15 protein-coding genes are annotated in these 17,351 nt (G+C 43.8%); 6 read left to right on the top strand and 9 right to left on the bottom strand.

Annotated elements, in window-relative coordinates; all coding sequences use genetic code 11:
* The first annotated feature begins 46 nt into the window (after nucleotides 1-46).
* On the top strand, nucleotides 47-727 hold the full coding sequence (locus AB6E51_RS03180; RefSeq protein ID WP_136978221.1) for a Crp/Fnr family transcriptional regulator: 681 nt from the start codon (nucleotides 47-49) through the stop codon (nucleotides 725-727).
* Between the two features lie 159 nt (nucleotides 728-886).
* Here AB6E51_RS03180 and AB6E51_RS03175 read toward each other — a convergent pair whose 3' ends face one another.
* From AB6E51_RS03175 to AB6E51_RS03150, 6 genes are all read right to left on the bottom strand, one after another.
* Nucleotides 887-2,590, bottom strand: coding sequence for an FAD-dependent oxidoreductase (locus AB6E51_RS03175; protein ID WP_372058480.1), 1,704 nt, complete (start codon nucleotides 2,588-2,590; stop codon nucleotides 887-889).
* 268 nt (nucleotides 2,591-2,858) lie between these two features.
* A complete protein-coding gene (locus AB6E51_RS03170; protein WP_229647246.1) occupies nucleotides 2,859-3,761 on the bottom strand; it encodes a VirK/YbjX family protein in 903 nt (300 codons plus the stop codon).
* 320 nt (nucleotides 3,762-4,081) lie between these two features.
* Entirely contained in the window at nucleotides 4,082-4,225 is a 144-nt protein-coding gene (locus AB6E51_RS03165; protein WP_017059112.1) for a hypothetical protein, read from the bottom strand.
* A 25-nt stretch (nucleotides 4,226-4,250) separates the two neighbouring features.
* A complete protein-coding gene (locus AB6E51_RS03160; protein ID WP_017059113.1) occupies nucleotides 4,251-4,526 on the bottom strand; it encodes an HU family DNA-binding protein in 276 nt (91 codons plus the stop codon).
* Nucleotides 4,527-4,882: 356 nt separating this feature from the next.
* On the bottom strand, nucleotides 4,883-5,578 hold the full coding sequence (locus AB6E51_RS03155) for a VC0807 family protein (protein WP_136974849.1): 696 nt from the start codon (nucleotides 5,576-5,578) through the stop codon (nucleotides 4,883-4,885).
* Nucleotides 5,579-5,899: 321 nt separating this feature from the next.
* Nucleotides 5,900-6,472, bottom strand: coding sequence for a YceI family protein (locus AB6E51_RS03150; RefSeq protein ID WP_372058479.1), 573 nt, complete (start codon nucleotides 6,470-6,472; stop codon nucleotides 5,900-5,902).
* 292 nt (nucleotides 6,473-6,764) lie between these two features.
* On the opposite strand from AB6E51_RS03150, the gene AB6E51_RS03145 reads away from it, so the two are divergent.
* Complete coding sequence (locus AB6E51_RS03145; protein WP_372058530.1) at nucleotides 6,765-7,481, top strand: DUF1826 domain-containing protein; 717 nt, start codon at nucleotides 6,765-6,767, stop codon at nucleotides 7,479-7,481.
* 343 nt (nucleotides 7,482-7,824) lie between these two features.
* Nucleotides 7,825-9,711 (top strand): methyl-accepting chemotaxis protein, encoded by a 1,887-nt coding sequence (locus tag AB6E51_RS03140; protein WP_372058477.1) that lies wholly within the window; start codon nucleotides 7,825-7,827, stop codon nucleotides 9,709-9,711.
* A 106-nt stretch (nucleotides 9,712-9,817) separates the two neighbouring features.
* Here the strand turns inward: AB6E51_RS03140 and AB6E51_RS03135 are convergent, their stop codons facing one another.
* Nucleotides 9,818-10,219, bottom strand: coding sequence for an ACT domain-containing protein (locus AB6E51_RS03135; RefSeq protein WP_017069835.1), 402 nt, complete (start codon nucleotides 10,217-10,219; stop codon nucleotides 9,818-9,820).
* Between the two features lie 145 nt (nucleotides 10,220-10,364).
* The gene (locus AB6E51_RS03130; protein WP_017059121.1) at nucleotides 10,365-11,258 is read right to left on the bottom strand and encodes a LysR family transcriptional regulator; all 894 of its coding nucleotides are present in this window, start codon (nucleotides 11,256-11,258) and stop codon (nucleotides 10,365-10,367) included.
* Between the two features lie 160 nt (nucleotides 11,259-11,418).
* Here AB6E51_RS03130 and AB6E51_RS03125 point away from each other — a divergent pair, with 160 nt between their 5' ends.
* The 3 genes from AB6E51_RS03125 (at nucleotide 11,419) to AB6E51_RS03115 (ending at nucleotide 15,749) form a co-directional block, all read left to right on the top strand.
* On the top strand, nucleotides 11,419-12,318 hold the full coding sequence (locus AB6E51_RS03125) for a Vmh family MBL fold metallo-hydrolase (protein WP_372058475.1): 900 nt from the start codon (nucleotides 11,419-11,421) through the stop codon (nucleotides 12,316-12,318).
* A 310-nt stretch (nucleotides 12,319-12,628) separates the two neighbouring features.
* Nucleotides 12,629-13,444: a TauD/TfdA family dioxygenase gene (locus tag AB6E51_RS03120; RefSeq protein ID WP_017059123.1), complete on the top strand. Its 816-nt coding sequence runs from the start codon at nucleotides 12,629-12,631 to the stop codon at nucleotides 13,442-13,444.
* A 256-nt stretch (nucleotides 13,445-13,700) separates the two neighbouring features.
* Nucleotides 13,701-15,749: a response regulator gene (locus tag AB6E51_RS03115; RefSeq protein WP_372058473.1), complete on the top strand. Its 2,049-nt coding sequence runs from the start codon at nucleotides 13,701-13,703 to the stop codon at nucleotides 15,747-15,749.
* Between the two features lie 150 nt (nucleotides 15,750-15,899).
* On the opposite strand, the gene cqsA is transcribed toward AB6E51_RS03115, so the two are convergent.
* Entirely contained in the window at nucleotides 15,900-17,081 is a 1,182-nt protein-coding gene (cqsA, locus tag AB6E51_RS03110; RefSeq protein ID WP_372058472.1) for an alpha-hydroxyketone-type quorum-sensing autoinducer synthase, read from the bottom strand.
* Nucleotides 17,082-17,351 lie beyond the last annotated feature (270 nt).

The following is a 17,351-nucleotide window of genomic DNA, read 5'->3' as shown; positions in this document are numbered from 1 at the left end:
ACAATCGTTTGAATATAAACAGCAGTAATGCAATGAGAGAGTAAGTATGAAGATTGCACCATACTCAAGCGGACGCTTTAAAAACTACTTAGAACAAAAAAGCTCTGAATTTAGAGATCTCATCTACCAACACCAAGTTAACTCTCGTTACTTCAATCAAAATGATGAAATCCTACGTCAAGGTGAGCAGCTTCAGTATCTTTATGTAGTGCCCGCAGGAAGAGTCTCTATGAGTATTTCCGCGGCTAATGGGCGACGCTTTCAATTGGGCGAAGTGAATTGTGATTACCATATCTTCGGTGAGATGGAGTTTTTCACGCAGACCCCTTGTCAGTGGAACGTAGTGGCTGATGAACACATGCAAGTTGATGTTATTTGCATTCAGAGATTAGCAGAAGCACTACTTGAAAATCCGGGGATGATGTTCTTCTTTGCCTCTGCATTGGCGGAAGATTATCAAGACTCTATGGGTATTTACACTAACCGTCTTTTACACTCAATTACCTACAACATTGCCTACGACTTATTGGTTCAAAGCGAGACAAATACTGTGTTAGGCGGTTTCGATAAAGTGAATCAAGAAGCGGAACGTTTTGGCACATCGAGCAGAGTGTATCGAAGAGCGGTTAAAGACCTATTAGACAAAGGTTTCATCAGAAAAGGAGAGCAAGGGTTAGAAATTGTCGATCAGCGAGCACTGCAAGCTTTTATTGACTCCTACGAATAATAAAAGAGCTTGGCACTTACTTAAATGCCAAGCTCGGTTTTTCAATGTTTACTATTAACTACTCGCATCTATTTATGAGCGACTTTCTCTCAGCAACTAGCAACTAGCAACTAGCCCGTAAGTGTCCGCGCACCATTACCGGCGACTAAGTATTAATCCTTAAGCTTTTGCATACATGAGTGTTCTATAACCACCGATTAAGTTGCGTGCTTTAAAGCCGTTGTTGACGAGTTGGCGATAAGCCACGTTACCACGTAACCCGACTTGGCAGTAGATTACAATCTCTTTGTCTTTTGATAGTTCGTCCATGCGGTGACGCAGTTGGTCGACAGGAATGTTGATTGCGCCTTCAATAAAGCCACCATTTTCTAGTTCGCTAGGGTTACGAACATCGAGTAGGAGTTGGTTGTCGCTTAATGTTGCAATCTCATCGAAATGAATAGGTGTCGCGTCACCTTTAATAATATTGTTGGCAACAAATGCGGCTTGGTTAATCACGTCTTTGGCACTCCCGTAAGGTGGTGCATAGGTTAATTCAAGGTGTTGAAGCTGATCAACGGTCATACCTGCACGTTGAGCTACTGCCATAACATCAATGCGTTTATCAACGCCATCTTTACCGACGGCTTGCGCACCTAGTATTTTCCCTGTCTTAGGGGCGAATAACATCTTGAACGAGACAATCTCAGCGCCAGGATAGTAGCTAGCGTGGCTTGCGGTATGCACATAGACTTTTTCATAGTTGACGCCTTCACGCTTCAACTGTTTTTCGTTTTTCCCTGTTGAGGCAACGGCTAGGTCAAAAATCTTACAGATAGCTGTGCCCTGTGTACCTTGATAGATTTCATTGCGTCCGAGCATGTTGTCGGCAGCCATACGACCTTGACGGTTAGCAGGGCCAGCAAGCGGAACTAGAGTTTGTGCACCTGTGACAAAGTCTTTTTCTTCGACCACATCACCCACAGCGTAGATGCTAGGATCGCTAGTCTGCATCATTTCATTGGTGTAGATACCACCTAGTTCGCCAATTTGAAGTCCTGCTTCTTTTGCTAACTTAGTCTCAGGACGCACACCGATAGCCATGATTAAGATATCAGTAGTTAATAACTCGCCATTATTAAGTGTTAATTCTAATTCACCCTCTATGTGTTGGTGCTTCTCGCTCTCGCCTGAATCAAAACTTGCGATGTGTTCGTTAGGTATATATTTCACAGACTCAAGCGCGACGCCGAGTTTTAGGTCGATGCCTTTGTCACGAATCTCCGCATGGGCAAAGCCGGCCATTTCCCGGTCTACTGGCGTCATTACTTGGTCAGCCATCTCAATCAACGAAGTCTTGATCCCAAGCTGATGAAACGCTTCCATCATTTCCAAGCCGATAAAGCCACCGCCAACAACTGTCGCGTGCTCAGGTTTATTCATTTGGATTGTTTCGATGATGCGGTCCATATCTGGAATATTGCGTAGTGAATGGGTGAGGGGGTTATCGATTCCTGAGATGGGAGGAACGACGGCACCGGCTCCAGGGCTGAGTAATAAGAAGTCGTAACTCTCGCTGTAGTGATTACCATCAACAAGATTTTTGACTGTAACGGTTTTATTGGTGCGATCAATAGAGGTAACTTCGTTCATCACTCGTGCGTCAACGTTGAAGCGAGCTAAGAAGCTTTCAGGTGTTTGTAACAGAAGCTTGCTTCTATCCTCGATATCGCCACCTATGTGGTATGGCAATCCACAGTTGGCAAAAGAGACGAATGGTCCTCGTTCAAACATTATGATTTCGGCTTCTTCACTAAGACGACGAGCGCGTGCAGCAGCTGAAGCACCTCCAGCTACGCCACCGATGATTACAATTTTAGTCATACGTTTACCTATTACTGTCTCTAAGTTTAACTATACAAATTGCCGAGCATAGAGCTTGTATCTTCTTAATGATCAGTACTGGCTGGTCGCCGGCGATTGAGTAGTTTTCGAAATACCTAGATACTATAAAGATGTAAATTAGCATTGTCTAATATTTATTTTAAAGCTATCACCTCGGGATTGAGCGTTTGGTCCAAGGGCTGTGATTAGACTAAAGCACGCTAGTAAAGGTAATACGCGTTAGCGAGTCGAGTACAGGTTAGCCAAATTAACTGTCATGAGCATAATGAACAGGATCATGGATGTGCTGACTGATTACGTTCTTCAGATCTTGTTCATACAGATCTAGCCAGGCATAACGCTCGCGATACAACTTACGCTTTTGACGTTTTAGAGCTTCAAGATCTTTCCTGTTCGGGTTTGTCGGGAGACGATAGAAATAGTTATCATGCACCTGTCCATCGTGCTCTTCCCACAGACTGTCGTATTTAAGGCTGATGTCTTTGTTTTTCTTACCGTAGCGTAATGAGTTCGAGACATGACCAGACTCTTTTACCGCATAGATATTGTCGATACCCAAGTTAATAGCGAGCAGTCGTAGTGTTTCTACCATGAAGGATTTAGGTCTTAAACCGTAAAAAGCTTTGGTGAATGTGCGGCTAAATCCATTGTCATTGGCGCCACCCTGTATACCGCCGATGTAGATGTTGTTGTCGAAAACAGTAAACGAAATGGTATACATTTTTTCGAGTTGAGAGTTGGTCAATGAAATTGTCAGTTCACCTTCTTTTCTCGCGTTTCTTTCGAAGCTGAGATTAACCAGATAAACGTTGTCATCTATCTCAAGTTTTAAAAGATTGAGCCTTTCGTTATAGATTTGGTGTCTAGCTTCTGTTGCGAAGGTGTTTTCAAACCAGTCGTAGTGTTTGGATAAGATATCGATCTTTTCTTTATTGCTAAAGCCAGTACATAAGTAGGGAGTCACAAATTTAGAAAGGAAGTTGGGTTGCTTGATAAATAATAACTTTCTCTCTTCAGAGTTGAAACTATTACTCATTTTTCGAGTAGCTGAATAATAAAACAGGGCTCGAATAGTAAACTTAACTATCGCTTTGTACTTACCCTTATTTTTATGGGTATTTGCTTCAATCCCCATGCGAACGACATTCATAATCACCTCAAAGAAGAAGGATTGCTCGAACATAGTCGTGTCATGAACCCTTCCAATAATCTCACCAATAACAAGAAAATGATGATAGTGAAAAAGGTGATTTGGGTAAGTATGGATATGTATAGCTATGTAACTCAATCAGTTACTTAGCGTTCAGATTTTGGACAGATGTGTTTGTCGCTTTAGTGGGGAGGGGTATCAATGTTATTTATTAGAGGCGCTTGCTCCTAAATCAAAAATGCCACTACAAATCTGCAGTGGCATTAGAACGATAACAAACTATCACCTTGCTTAAACCTAAACTTTAGTTCTTATATAAACTAAAGTTCTAACAGTTTAGCCAGTTCACGCTCTTCGAGAAGCTCTTCAATGCGTTGACGAGTCTTAGGCGTTTCGGCTTGCGCTTTAGTCGACTTGCCTGCTTTTTTGCTTCGGCTCGTTTTCGCTTTTTCCTTAGTCGTCATCGTAATCTTCCTTGTGTTTTTTGTGTTACAGGTTGCACGTCTCTTTTAGTGCCTTGCCCGCTTTAAATGCTGGCGTCTTTGATGCGGCAATCTGAATCTCTTCTCCGGTTCGCGGGTTACGACCAGTGCGAGCAGCTCGAGAGTTAACTTTAAAGCTACCAAATCCAAGGATCGATACGTCATCACCGTTCGCAAGCGAAGTAGAGATACCTTCAACTAGCGCATTTAGTGCTGTGCCTGCTTGGTCTTTTGAGATGTCTGCAGAAGTCGCGATGTGTTCAACTAATTGAGATTTGTTCATAATCTATATTCCTTATTGAGTACGGCTGGCGTCTACCTTTAGCACCTAGCTTATGCGATCTTATCAACAGCAATTGAAATAATGTCAGTGAGCGGGTAGAGCTTTGTAAAGTAACCAACAGAATTGACTATAAAAGCATCTGTCGGTTCAATCAATGCAATTCATTGATTATTATTGGTTTATAGACATGTTGCCCAAATTTACTTGAGAAAAGAGCATTAGGGTTGCCCGTTCGATTCATAATCCAAATCGAAGCTGTCATCTATCACGTTGATAACGAAAGAGTAAAAACAAAGAAGCCCAGCTTAATTGCTGGGCTTCATGTTGTGCTGTCAGAGCGATTTGTTAATTCAGAACTATTTAGTAATAAAAATTTGTTCTGTTTCTAGTGATGTCATCGTGCGAACTTGACGCCAAATGTAGTAGAAAATACCTAACATCATCAGCATGCTTGGGATGGCGATTGCTGGGTAGCTGTAAAGTGTCAGCTTGCCAAGTTCTTCATTAAAGGCAGCGGTGCCAGCAGGGCTAGTCACAATCCAAGTCGCTAGGAAGTAGTTCATAGCTGAAGAAAATGCGAAAGTACTCGCGAATAGGTAGTTGGATGTCATTAGACAACGATCAAACTTTGCTTGGTTACCGAGCTGCTTTAGGCGCTCTTCAATAAGAGAGATATTTAACAGGGCCGGTGTGAAGATAACTTTCTGGATAAACGGGTAGCGGGTGAAGGTAGAGCCAAGAACCGCCAAACCAATTAGACCAGGGATTAATGCTTCTTTTAGTGCTAACCAACGAGTGTCTAGCTCAAAGAAACCAATACCGCCCGTTAATAGCACGCTGACGAAGCCAAGCGCCGCGATGAAGTTGAACTTCTTGTTGCGGATCAACTCCATGCCACCGTAAGCAATAGGGAAGGCTAGTGCGACAAGTAATGCTAAGCCTGTTCCGAGAAGCTCATCTCCACTGAACTTCATTAAAATGAATGAAGGAAGAAAGACGTTAAACACGACTTCGAAAAGAGGACTCGATTTTTTGTTTTCTGTGTTACTCATAATTTCTAAATACATTATGTTATGGATTTATTCTCAGGGATTGTTGTTTACCTCGCCCAAGATGTAAAGCCTTAAGGCGTCATGCTGTGTAACGACATGTGACATCAACGACATCTCTGAGCCTATATAACGCTCAATTTAATACTTTGTGAGGGATGTTTATCTGGCCGACTTGGGGAAATCGAGTGGAAATTTTGGTTTAGTTTATTCAAACCTAATTCAGTTTATTGCGTTGTAGCGTACTCTTACTCACATTCACCGCTCTTAAACGATTGATGAATGTGAAATGAGGCAGAACAGAAAGGAAGAGTTATAAGCCCATTATTCGTCGAAAAGTAGGTTAAAGCTCAAAGGGATTTGGTCGGAAATCGCTAATCCACCCACGGTCGCTGAAAGTTTGTTTAGATTCTCTGTAGATATCCCAAAATCAGCGCCATTGACGATGATTGTTGAAGCTGAGCTAACCATGACAAACCCTGAGGATGGAACCACCACAACTGGGAAATCGATCGTTTTGGTTACGCCGTGTAAAGTAACTTCCGCTGCTACTGTTGTTCTTTTTGGATCACCAGATAGCATCGACGGTTCAACCTTCCCAGAGATCTTCACTTCAGGGAAAGTCATCGATTCAAAGTAGAGCTCATTGAGCCTCTGATCGCGAATATCCACGCCAGTACTCACACTTTTTACGTCCAACAATATGGCAAATTGACCCTCTTCGGTAAGACCACCAGATAAAGGCTTGATGGATGCGGGCTCAACAACAAACTGCTTCTTGATGGTTGCGAACGTGATATTCGATAAATTGGGGTCTAACGTGTAGCCCGTTTCCGCGAAAGATTGAGCGGAGATAACGGTGCATAGGAGGCCGAGTGTAGAGATTAGTTTTTTCATAAGTTGTCACCAGATTGATGAATTCACAAGTTTAACGCTCTCGAGTCGTGCATTTTTGGAGATCTTTATTTGAACTAAAGATAAATTAGAAAAAGATAGATAGAAGCTTAGTTCAGCATTCATCAAATTACCTGACGAAGGTAGAGCATCGCCATATTATTGGAACCATGATCGGCAAAGTTACTTGTGCAAATCTAGTTATGTTATAACATAACTAAAAGTCACTATTACTGTGAACGACGTTTGCAGTATTAAAAGAGAAACGATAAGCATGCATCAAGGAGATGACGTAATGAATGCCGTGTTAACCAAGCCTTTGATAACGAATAGCATTCAGCCACTTAACATTAGTTCCGTTGTGAGTATCAAGGATAAGGCAAATCACAAGCCAAGCTTGAGTGCTTCTGAGCAGCCAACGGTATTAGCGGAAATCTACCAAAGTGATATTAATATAGCGGTATGGCAGCGACAGTTTGATGAAGGCTTAACGACGGCAATTAGTGAATTTATCGCCTTGAATCCAAACTTTAGTAAGTCTGTTAGCGTGTCACCTGATAATGCTTTCGATAAGTTGGAATTTGCTACCGATGGCACCGCCTCTAAAGCGCTATTAGAAAACATGGCAGAGCTGGTGGATATGTTCTGTTGTTTGTTTGAGCTTGAAGAAGTCGGATTGCGTTTAGCCGTTCTGAATAAAGCGATGTGCCCACGTTTCCATTTTGATCAAGTGCCTTGCCGCTTGGTGACAACTTATCATGGTGTTGCGACTCAATGGTTGCCAAACGACTTAGTCGACCGTTCTAAGCTAGGGCTAGGGGCTAACGGAAAGCTTGATTCTGTTTCAGGCCTGTACAACGACGAATCTGACATCCAGAAAATGGCCAGTGGTGATGTTGCGTTATTAAAAGGGGAGCGTTGGAGTGGCAATGAGAATAGAGGCCTTGTTCACCGTTCACCAGTCACTTCATCTGACGAAACACGATTGCTGTTAACGTTGGACTTTGGTTGATCAACTTTTGACTACTTTGTCCGCAACCTGTTTCTATTCAGACGTTCAACTCATTTAAATACCTTCCTAATGAGCTAACGGCATGGCGCGATCTGTGCTGTTATTATTCTCAAACAGAGACACTCATCAGCTGACCATGTTTAGCACATTAATTCAAAATTTAGAGTTTACCATTCTCTAAATCAATGGGTTACGATGCGTGCACTTACTCACATATATCAATATTTCAGTTCCTCATCGGTTTCTTAATTTATTTTAAAGCGTAAAATATATCCCGCTTGCAAACCGCTTTGGCAATCAATTTGTTCGCCACGGTTTATTACTTCCAAATTATAGGTTTCCTATGTTCAAGAAACTCTCGCTTAAAAATAAGCTGGCGATTTCAGCCAGTATGGCCATTATCCTGGGGGGGATTTTGGTCGAGGCATTGTCTTTTCGTGCTTCACTGCAAAGGTTGGATACAGAAGTTGAACAGCGTTTAGAAGGCGCATCGGCTTCTTACAATCAATATGTATCGGATTGGATCTTATCCAAAGAGCTTGCGCTTACTTCTCTTTCGAAAGAGTCCAAACAAGAAAGCTTGGTGACTCATCTAAAACAGGTTCGTGACTCAGCATCTTTTGATAATGTCTTCTTGGCATTTCCTGATGGTTCGCAAAAGAACGCGAACGGAGTAGTACTGCCGCCGGGCAATGATGATCCCCGTTTATGGGGTTGGTATACCAATGCGGTTGCGAACCCAAGCAAGGTGTTCATGGATAACCCAACGGTTGCTGCAGCAACTGGGGCGAACGTTGTGTCGCTGGGTACTGCCATGCAATTACATGGTCAACAGGTTGTGTTAGGCGCGGATGTTGAAATTACCGACATTCTTAATAGCCTAGAGCAAGTGATTCTTCCAGGTGAAGGTTACATGTTCATCGCGACCAATAAAGGCACGGTTTATACGCACCCTGACACCAAGTTACTGAACAAAAATATCAGCTCACTTGGGTTAGATTTTGCGGACGTACAAAAGGCGCTGACTAGCGGTAAAGACACTTCTATCGAGTTGAATGGCAGCGACTATGTTCTGTACGCACGTGCGATTGATGGAACGAGCCTGATTACTGTGAGCGTTGTTAACCATGACTCTCTGGTTGCGCCACTATTTGATGCAGTGATTGGTCAAGTGTTGGTGACGCTACTTGTGGTGATCGTATGTACCATACTGTTTAACCTGTTGTGTACGATTCTATTCCGTCCGTTGAACCACGTATCTCAAGCACTGGCGCAAATCGCGAATGGTAGTGGTGATTTAACTCAACGCATTCATGTTGAAAACCAAGATGAAGTGGGCGAGTTGGCTCATAACTTCAATACCTTCGTTGGAAGTTTACAGCAGTTGATTGGCCATATCCGTGGGCAGTCAGAGCAGCTAAACAGCCAGTCAGAGCAAAGTGCTCAGCGTGCGAACCGTTCGGTGGATGAGCTTAATCATCAGCAGCAAGAAATCACCATGGTCGCGACGGCCGTAACTGAAATGGCGAGCGCCACGCAAGAGATAGCATCGCATGCCGAGCAAACAGCAAAAGCGGCGCAAGATTCAGCGACAAGCACTAACAGTGGTCACGCTCTGGTCGTCGACACTAAAGGTTCTATCAATAACCTAGCCAATGAAGTGAACGAAGCAGGTAATGTGATCAGCGAGCTAAACAAGCATGCTCAAGAGATCTCGACAGTACTCGCCACGATTCAAGGTATTGCTGAGCAAACCAACTTGCTTGCTTTGAATGCGGCGATTGAAGCGGCTCGTGCTGGTGAACAAGGTCGTGGCTTTGCTGTGGTAGCGGATGAAGTACGTGTGCTTTCACAGCGTACCCACTCTTCAACAGAAGAGATCAAATCAACAATTGATATCCTGCAGCGCACAACGGCGCAAGCGGTTGAGCTTATGGAGAGCAGTTCTAAACTGGCGATACATTCAGTAGAAGATGCAGACAGAGCTTCGCATGCGCTTGAAGAGATCAACACGGCGGTTGCTTTGATCAGCGATATGGCGACTCAAATCGCGACGGCTGCTGAAGAGCAGACACATGTGACGGGTGAAATTACCCAGAACGTGACGACCATTAAAGATGTTACCGACCACCTAGTTGTGGGCGCACAGGACAGCTTAACTGAGTCGAACGAACTTAAGAGCCAAGCCGCTGGCTTAAGTGACAAAGTGGCGACTTTTAAGCTTGCTTAACTGGTTCGCTCACTGATGCCTGATCAGTGAGTGCACGTTAAGCAATAAGCCAAAGCGACGTAGATTACGTCGCTTTTTTTGTATTTGTGAGTAATCGAATTCTTTACTAATCTACTTCTGAAAACTCTTTCAGCGCACTCATTGCAGCTTCTGCTTTGTCTTTTTGAACGAAGATGTGGTCGTGATAGTAGCCCGCAACCACGTTAGCGCTAATGCCGTAAGAGCCAAGCTTTGTCGCAAACGCCGCCGTTAATCCAACCGCTTCAAGGCTCGAATGTACCGATAAAGTGATAAGGCTAAATACACCGTCGAAGTTTAGCTGAGCTTTGGTCGCAACGTCTTCTTCCAGAACCAGCGTTAAACCTTCTTTCTCACGAAAAGTTGAGATTGGATTGAGCTGAACATAGTCTGTTAACGCTCCGTCGACAGTACAGAAAACATAGTTGCCTTCAATGAGTTCTGGTGACATGGACTTTAACAAAATGTCTAAATCGGTAATGGCAGTCATAGTCAGTTTCCCTGCGTTAATAAGCTAATTGATGATGTATGCAGTCACGATAGAAGCAACTGACAGTTAAGTAAAATTAATGATTTTAATTCTGCATCAGTTTTACTAATGGCAAGTTTTCCTCCTTAGTGATGGCATCGTACTTCTACCAACTTGTCGATTGTTCCATCTCGTCAGATAAATGGTCGATAAAGGCTCTTAACAGCGGTGTGACTTGTTTACGCGTTCCATAAATAGCATGAACACCGAGCGTTTTAGGTTGCCATTCAGAAAGCAGTGGCACTAATAGACCATCACGCATCAAGGTTTCCACTGAAGGGAAGGGCAGTAAACAGATACCGTTGCCTTTGAGTGTGGCAGAAAGCAGAACCTCTGAGGTGTTTGCACTGATATTCCCTTTAATCGGAACCGATTCGAGCCCATTGGGGCCATTGAACGTCCAAGCGGTTTTGCCAAAGTAACTGAACGATAAACAGTTGTGGTGCGCTAGATCTTGGGCTTCTGTGGGTGTGCCTTTCTCTTTTAGATATTGAGGCGATGCGCAAATCACGGAGCGGCATTCACCGATCTGCTTCGCGACAATATTGGGCGTCAGTTCGTTGGTTATGCGAATGGCCAAATCGATGCGTGACTCAACCAGGTTGACGGTCTGATCAGTCGAGATAATGTCGATAGAAACCTCTGGCCATTTGGCGATGAAGCGACTAATTGATTCCATCAAGAAGCTATCGACAATCGAGTAGCTCGCAGTAATACGCAGCTGACCTTTTAAATGCTCTCGGTTTTGGTTTCTGATCCCAGCTAGGGATGTTTCCAGTGCCAAAAGTTCTCTGGCGACCTCAAGTGTTTCTTTACCTGCGCTGGTTAAACTCAAGCTTCGTGTTGTTCTGTGAAGCAAGCGTGTGTCCATCCATGTTTCTAACTCACCCAAATAACGAGTGACCTTGGTTCGTGATAGATCAAGGTGCTCTGCCGCTGCGCTCAAACTGCCACGTTCCACTATGGTGACAAAGACATTCATTGCCTCGAGTTTATCCATTGTTTTATTGCCTAGAGAATTAAACCGACCTCAGTATATGTCCGAAACCTGCAATAGTTAAAGTCAATTTGATATCTATTTCATCTAAAAACAATCAAATAAGATATTTGGACATTCAACGAGTTGGCAGGTGTTCAACTCCAAGTATCGGAATAAAGCCATGAATACGTTATCGAAAAACCTGTTATTAAAAAGCATGCTTTTAGGAACCATAAGCCTAGGAACCGTGCTGGCATCAAGTGTTGCTTTAGCTGTGGATCTGAACATCACTCACTATAACCCCGGTGAGAACGCGATATTCCCTGCAAGCTCGGTATTGGTTTCGGGTGAGAAAGAAGTGATTCTATTTGACGCACAATTCAGTGTCGCAGACGGACAAAATTTGGTGGAGCAAATCAAAGCCACAGGCAAAAAATTATCGATGGTTTACATCAGCAGCGGCGACCCAGATTACTACTTTGGTTTGGAACCGATAGTTTCGGCATTTCCTAACGTTAAAGTCGTTGCCAGTGAAGCCGTTGTCGCGCATATCAAACGCACCAAAGATGCAAAGCTTGAATACTGGGGGCCTATATTAGAAGGCAACGCGCCCTCTAAGGTGATTGTTCCAATGATGATGAACGACACAACATTAAGCATCGAAGGTGAAACCATCGAAGTGAAAGAGATAAATACACACCAAGCTTACCTATGGGTTCCGTCTGAAAAAACGGTGTTTGGTGGCGTGTCGGTGTATAGCGGTGTGCATGTATGGATGGCAGATACTGCATCGAAAGAGATTCGTAGCCAGTGGTCACAATCGTTGGAGCGTATGAAAGCACTAGAGCCAGAGGTTGTAATTCCGGGTCACTATTTAGGTGAAATGCCAACAGGAATAAATGCAGTTCACTTCACGAAGGATTATGTGGCTGATATTGAAAAAGCGTTGGCGAGCAAAAGTAATCCAACATCGGTTGAGATCAGTGATTACATGAAGAAAGCCTACCCGAAATTTGAGGCTACGGAAGGCGATTTAGAACTTGGCGCGAAAGTGCTAAGCGGCGAAATGGCTTGGCACTAGAGTTGATTATCTCGGTTGTGTCCCAGAACAGTCTGAAGATTGTATGCTAGATTTATTGGTGATACACAACTGGAGATATCGATGATCTGGCTTTCAGTGAAAGTACTACAGATTGGACTTGTCTATGGATACAGGAAGTATCAAAAAACGAAAAGAGCTCCAGCTTAGGAGCTCTTTTTTTGTTTCGGAGAGACGACTTTCTATTTCAAGTGAGAAAGAAAATCAGCATTTACCCGGTTTACAGTTAGTAGTCAGATTAGCCTAGTAGCCAGATCCGCCCTGCAACTCAATATCACCAATAAGCGAAAGTATGTTGAAAATAGAACCCATTACTCCTCACATCGGCGCTCGTATTCACGAACTAGAGCTTTCTACATGCAGTGCTGATGAACTCGATAAGGTGTATCAGGCACTTATTGCCCATCAAGTGATCTTTCTCGACGGGCAGACTTTGTCTCCAGAACAACACTTGATGATTGCACAGCGCTTTGGAACGTTAGAACCTGCACATCCTTTCTTCCCTCGCGTGGAAAGTGCGCCACAGGTGAGTGTGATTGAAACAACCCGTGGCAATGCGCCAAAGGAAAGTTATTGGCATACCGACTTAACGTGGCGCAGCTTGCCGTCGAAAGCTTCCCTGTTGCATGCTCAACACATTCCAAGCATTGGTGGTGACACTATCTGGTGTTCTATGACTGCGGTTTTTGAATCTCTACATGAAGATATGAAAGCTAAGTTGAGAGGGTTGTCGGCGACTCATTCGCTTGTGGCCTTTGAAGGTATAGAATCAGAAGACATTGATCTCGATTGGCACAAATCCTTGATTAAAACAGCACAGGAGAATCCGCCAGTGGTTCACTCTGTTGTTCAAGTTCATCCTGAAACGGATAAAGAAACGCTCTGTATCAATGAACAGTTTACTCGTTATATCAACGAACTCGACCGCAAAGAGAGTGATGTTTTACTCAGCCAACTGTTTGAAATTGCGAGACGCCCTGAGTTTCAAGTTCGTTTCAAATGGGACAACGGCTCAATGGCGATCTGGGATAACAGGGTAACGCAACATTACGCAGTGATAGATTACGGGGATACTCCAAGAAAAATGCATCGAGTAACAGTGACATAGCGGTAAGCTGAACACAGTTATCAAAAGAACACCGCGCATGCCCATCCCTGAACCAAGCACTCGTACTTAAATTTAAGCGTCAGCAGGGTGCATCATTCATCTACGCTTAATAATAAAAACAAATGCGTTGGTACATATTTGATTGAAACCTCACTGCTCGGACGTGATGTGTAATATAATCGGCGCCAAAATATAAGTATAAAAACCAAATCATAGAATTAATAAACGTCAGGGCTTAGAGAGCAAAGTATTTCGTATGAACGCGATTCGTAAAGTTTACCAGTACGCAGAACCGAATTTAACCCTCGTGGGTTGGATGGGCTTTGTCGGCTTCCCAATTTACTACATTGTGTGGGAGTTTTTGTTCCCGCAACCCTACGAAAACTTAGCGCTTCGCCTGTTTTGCTCGGTATTGTTCTTTGGCATTATATTTCGCAATCGCGTCCCATTTGAATGGCGAAAATACCTTCCGGCTTATTATCAAGTTGCCGTAACTATCTGTTTGCCAGGTTTCTTCTTCTACATGCTGCTAATGAATAATTGGTCCAACGTTTGGGTTATGTCATTCATGTCGGCTATTTTCCTCCATATTTTATTGGTGCACGTGACGAGAGTGATGTTTGCACAAACCTTTGCCGGTATTGGGATTGCTACCTTGTGCGCTTGGATTGCACAAGGCTTCTACCTCGAACTCACAATGGATTGGACGCATGTGCCAATCTTTTTGTTTATCTACTTATTCGGCAACTTGTTCTACTTCCGCAATCAGGTGGAACATGAAAACAAGGTGTCATTGGCGAAGTCTTTTGGTGCGGGTATTGCCCATGAGATGCGAAACCCTCTAAGCGGATTACTTACCTCTATTGATGTCATGCAGTCCATATTGCCGAACCCTAAAAGTGGCGATCAAAAAGGGCAATATGCGTTAAGCAATGAAGAAGTGATTCAGTTGCGTGAAGTGGGCGATGAAGCGATGGAGATCATTCATTCCGGTAACGAAACGATAGATCTGTTACTGACTTCAATTGATGAAAACCGAGTCTCTCGATCTACGTTTAAGAAGCATTCAGCGCAAGCGGTGGTTGAGGATGCGATAGACAGTTTCAATTACAAGCGCTCTGCTGATAAGTCAACAATCTCCTTGGATGTGCAGAGTAACTTTGAGTTCTTGGGTAGCGACACCTTGTTGAAATACGTCATGTATAATCTGTTCAAGAATGCGTTCCATCATCGTAGCCCTGAAGATTTTCATATTCATGTCACCATGTTCAGTGATGAAGTGACGAACCAGATAATGGTGACGGATAACGGCTCTGGTATTTCGAGCGATATCATTCGTCGTATTTTCCAAGACTTTTACACCACAGGCCAATCGGGTAATTACGGCTTAGGTTTGCCATTTTGTCAGAAGGTAATGCGCTCGTTTGGTGGTGAAATTAAATGTCAGTCTGAAGTGGATCAATGGACACAGTTCACGATGACTTTTCCGTCTTTGTCTTCCCATTCGGTGAAAGAAATCAAGAATGAACTGACTAAACTTAAGACTGTGCTAATGGTGAGTGACCAGAAAGTTCTCACCAATAAAATGACTGAGGTAGCCCGTATTATGGGGTTTGAGCTCACGGTGTTGGATGTAGCATCAGCGCTTAAAAATAAGGAATACCAGTTCGAATTCGACTTGATATTCGTTGACATGGAGAGCTTGGATTTAAGAGCAAGTTGCCTCGATAGGGTTGAATCTTTACTTTCATTCACTGAAGCTCGAATCATCTATTTGTATGAACATCACCCAATTAAACGTGTCCGAAACGTTGCTTTTGAACCTATTTGGGTGGAAACACAAGTTTGGCTACTGAATACCAAGGCGACCATCGAACGCTTACTTTTCGACTCCAACTATGTGATGCCATCAGTTTCTGTAAAACCGTTAGAGGCCACCACTAAACGTACGATTATGGTGGTCGATGACAATGAATCTCTACGCCGATTTACGGCAATGTTATTGGAAAAACAGGGCTTTGATGTTGTGCAAAAAGAAGACGGACAACAAGCCTTAGATGCGCTTGATACCGACGAAATCGACTTGATCCTAATGGATATTGAAATGCCAATCATGGACGGTGTTGAAGCTTCTCGCCGAATTCGCAGTGCCGACAAAGAATACTCTTCGGTGCCGATTATTGCTCACACGGGTGACAGTTCTCCCGTTACCTTGGAAAAGATGGAATCATCAGGCATGTCGGACTTTATTGTTAAACCTGCCGATAAAAACCGACTGTTTGATAAAATTGCTCACTGGATTTAGCGGGTGTAATAGTCTGAAGTTTACGGCCATTGGGTAGACATAGATTCAAGAAAGAGCTCAGCGAATTGCTGGGCTCTTTTTGTATCGCGACATGATAGCGTCCATTCAGTCCTGCCGTTGGTGTTGGTTATAAATATGGTTCGAAAAAGGTTACACGAACTCTAACTCGGGGTGATGGTACGCTTCGTGACAAACCGTGAGCACATGGTCAATGTCTCTTGGTGTCATATCGGCATTCACTGAAAAACGGATGATGTTTTTGTTCTTGCCAGTCGCAGGGCGGCAGAATACCGCACCGAACACATCACGTTCTTCTAAGAAGTCTCGCACACGCTCCGTGTTTCTTTCATTGCCGCACTCTAGCGCTACAATTTGAGACTCACTGCGGATATTAAAGCCAATTCGCTTTAGCCCCGTAGTCAGCGACTTAGCCCGATTGAATAAGGCTTCTCGTTTGTCTTCCGCACCTTTGATCACCTCCAACGTTTTCTCTAAACGAACCACTTCTTGTGGTAACACTGTTGAGCTAAAAATCGCAGGGTACGCCACAAACGGCAAGGTTTTAGACAGTTGTTTAGGGCCAAGGATTGCCCCAGCGCGATAAGCAAAGGTTTTTGCCAAGCTAACGGTGATGAAGTCGACTTGGTTGGTGAGCCCCAATGCTTGCACTAAGCCTGCACCATTCTCTCCATGTGTACCCAGTGAATGGGATTCATCAACGACGACCGCACAATCAAACTCTTGCGCCATTTCGTAGATGTCGCGCAGTGGGGCAATGGTGCCTATTGTGCTGTAAACCGAGTCGACAACAATGACACCTGAGCCGTGGCGCTCTAACTGTTTGCGTAGGTGATTCATATTGTTATGCATAAACGGATGGGCAACTGCGCCGGCAGCCCGAATCCCTTCCCATAGCGACATGTGTGCAAGGAAATCAATATACACAGGTGTGCCCGGTGGACAGATGGTTTGCAATAGCCCAATATTGGCCGCCCAGCCCGATTGAGAAAGCAAACAGCTCTCCATTCCAACATAGTTCGCAAGCTCAGTTTCGAACGCAGGTTTAGACTGCTCATCTTGTAAGAAAATCGCAGACATCACCACGTTGTCATCGTGCTCACAGATCGCCGCTTGATGGGCTTGTTGGATCTGTTTGTTGTGTGACAGCGCTAGGTAATCATTGCTCTGCATCACAACGGCACTGCGCTGGGGGCGTTTACCCAATACCAAATGCTTTTGGCTTTGGTTCTGGGTAATCAGGTCTTGAATATAGAAGTTCAAGCGTTCTTCGATAAAGGAAGGTAGTGGTTTGTTTTTTGTTTTATCACTCATAATAGTTCTCTTCAAATACAGGAAAACGCCAGCGCTGACGGCTGTATATTGACGATAAAAAGTGATGTGTCATTAGCCAAGTTGCATAATTTTGTGGGTGCTTGCAAACTCAGCATTTAAGGGTTTTGAGGCGAGTGGGTTTCCTTACGGTTCGGGGCTTTACCCGAATTAAGATAGGAATAATAGCCTTCTTTTTTATGACAAAAGGCTATTAGAATTCGGCATTCGAAGGCATTTTAAAAAGCGGATTTTGAAAGGCTACGTGCTACG

Origin of the sequence: Vibrio sp. 10N.247.311.47, from assembly GCF_041467535.1 — a bacterium.
Classification (GTDB): domain Bacteria; phylum Pseudomonadota; class Gammaproteobacteria; order Enterobacterales; family Vibrionaceae; genus Vibrio; species Vibrio crassostreae_C.
The sequence above is the reverse complement of the archived record's forward strand: the minus strand, read 5'-3'. Positions and strand labels throughout refer to the sequence as shown.

What these genes read in the sequence shown, in the direction of transcription:
- AB6E51_RS03165 (WP_017059112.1), bottom strand. Translation starts at nt 4,225, where the DNA reads ATGACGACTAAGGAAAAAGCGAAAACGAGCCGAAGCAAAAAAGCAGGC.
- AB6E51_RS03135 (WP_017069835.1), bottom strand. Translation starts at nt 10,219, where the DNA reads ATGACTGCCATTACCGATTTAGACATTTTGTTAAAGTCCATGTCACCA.
- AB6E51_RS03120 (WP_017059123.1), top strand. Translation starts at nt 12,629, where the DNA reads ATGTTGAAAATAGAACCCATTACTCCTCACATCGGCGCTCGTATTCAC.
- AB6E51_RS03160 (WP_017059113.1), bottom strand. Translation starts at nt 4,526, where the DNA reads ATGAACAAATCTCAATTAGTTGAACACATCGCGACTTCTGCAGACATC.
- AB6E51_RS03150 (WP_372058479.1), bottom strand. Translation starts at nt 6,472, where the DNA reads ATGAAAAAACTAATCTCTACACTCGGCCTCCTATGCACCGTTATCTCC.
- AB6E51_RS03180 (WP_136978221.1), top strand. Translation starts at nt 47, where the DNA reads ATGAAGATTGCACCATACTCAAGCGGACGCTTTAAAAACTACTTAGAA.
- AB6E51_RS03140 (WP_372058477.1), top strand. Translation starts at nt 7,825, where the DNA reads ATGTTCAAGAAACTCTCGCTTAAAAATAAGCTGGCGATTTCAGCCAGT.
- AB6E51_RS03175 (WP_372058480.1), bottom strand. Translation starts at nt 2,590, where the DNA reads ATGACTAAAATTGTAATCATCGGTGGCGTAGCTGGAGGTGCTTCAGCT.
- cqsA (WP_372058472.1), bottom strand. Translation starts at nt 17,081, where the DNA reads ATGAGTGATAAAACAAAAAACAAACCACTACCTTCCTTTATCGAAGAA.
- AB6E51_RS03130 (WP_017059121.1), bottom strand. Translation starts at nt 11,258, where the DNA reads ATGGATAAACTCGAGGCAATGAATGTCTTTGTCACCATAGTGGAACGT.
- AB6E51_RS03115 (WP_372058473.1), top strand. Translation starts at nt 13,701, where the DNA reads ATGAACGCGATTCGTAAAGTTTACCAGTACGCAGAACCGAATTTAACC.
- AB6E51_RS03145 (WP_372058530.1), top strand. Translation starts at nt 6,765, where the DNA reads ATGAATGCCGTGTTAACCAAGCCTTTGATAACGAATAGCATTCAGCCA.
- AB6E51_RS03125 (WP_372058475.1), top strand. Translation starts at nt 11,419, where the DNA reads ATGAATACGTTATCGAAAAACCTGTTATTAAAAAGCATGCTTTTAGGA.
- AB6E51_RS03155 (WP_136974849.1), bottom strand. Translation starts at nt 5,578, where the DNA reads ATGAGTAACACAGAAAACAAAAAATCGAGTCCTCTTTTCGAAGTCGTG.
- AB6E51_RS03170 (WP_229647246.1), bottom strand. Translation starts at nt 3,761, where the DNA reads ATGAATGTCGTTCGCATGGGGATTGAAGCAAATACCCATAAAAATAAG.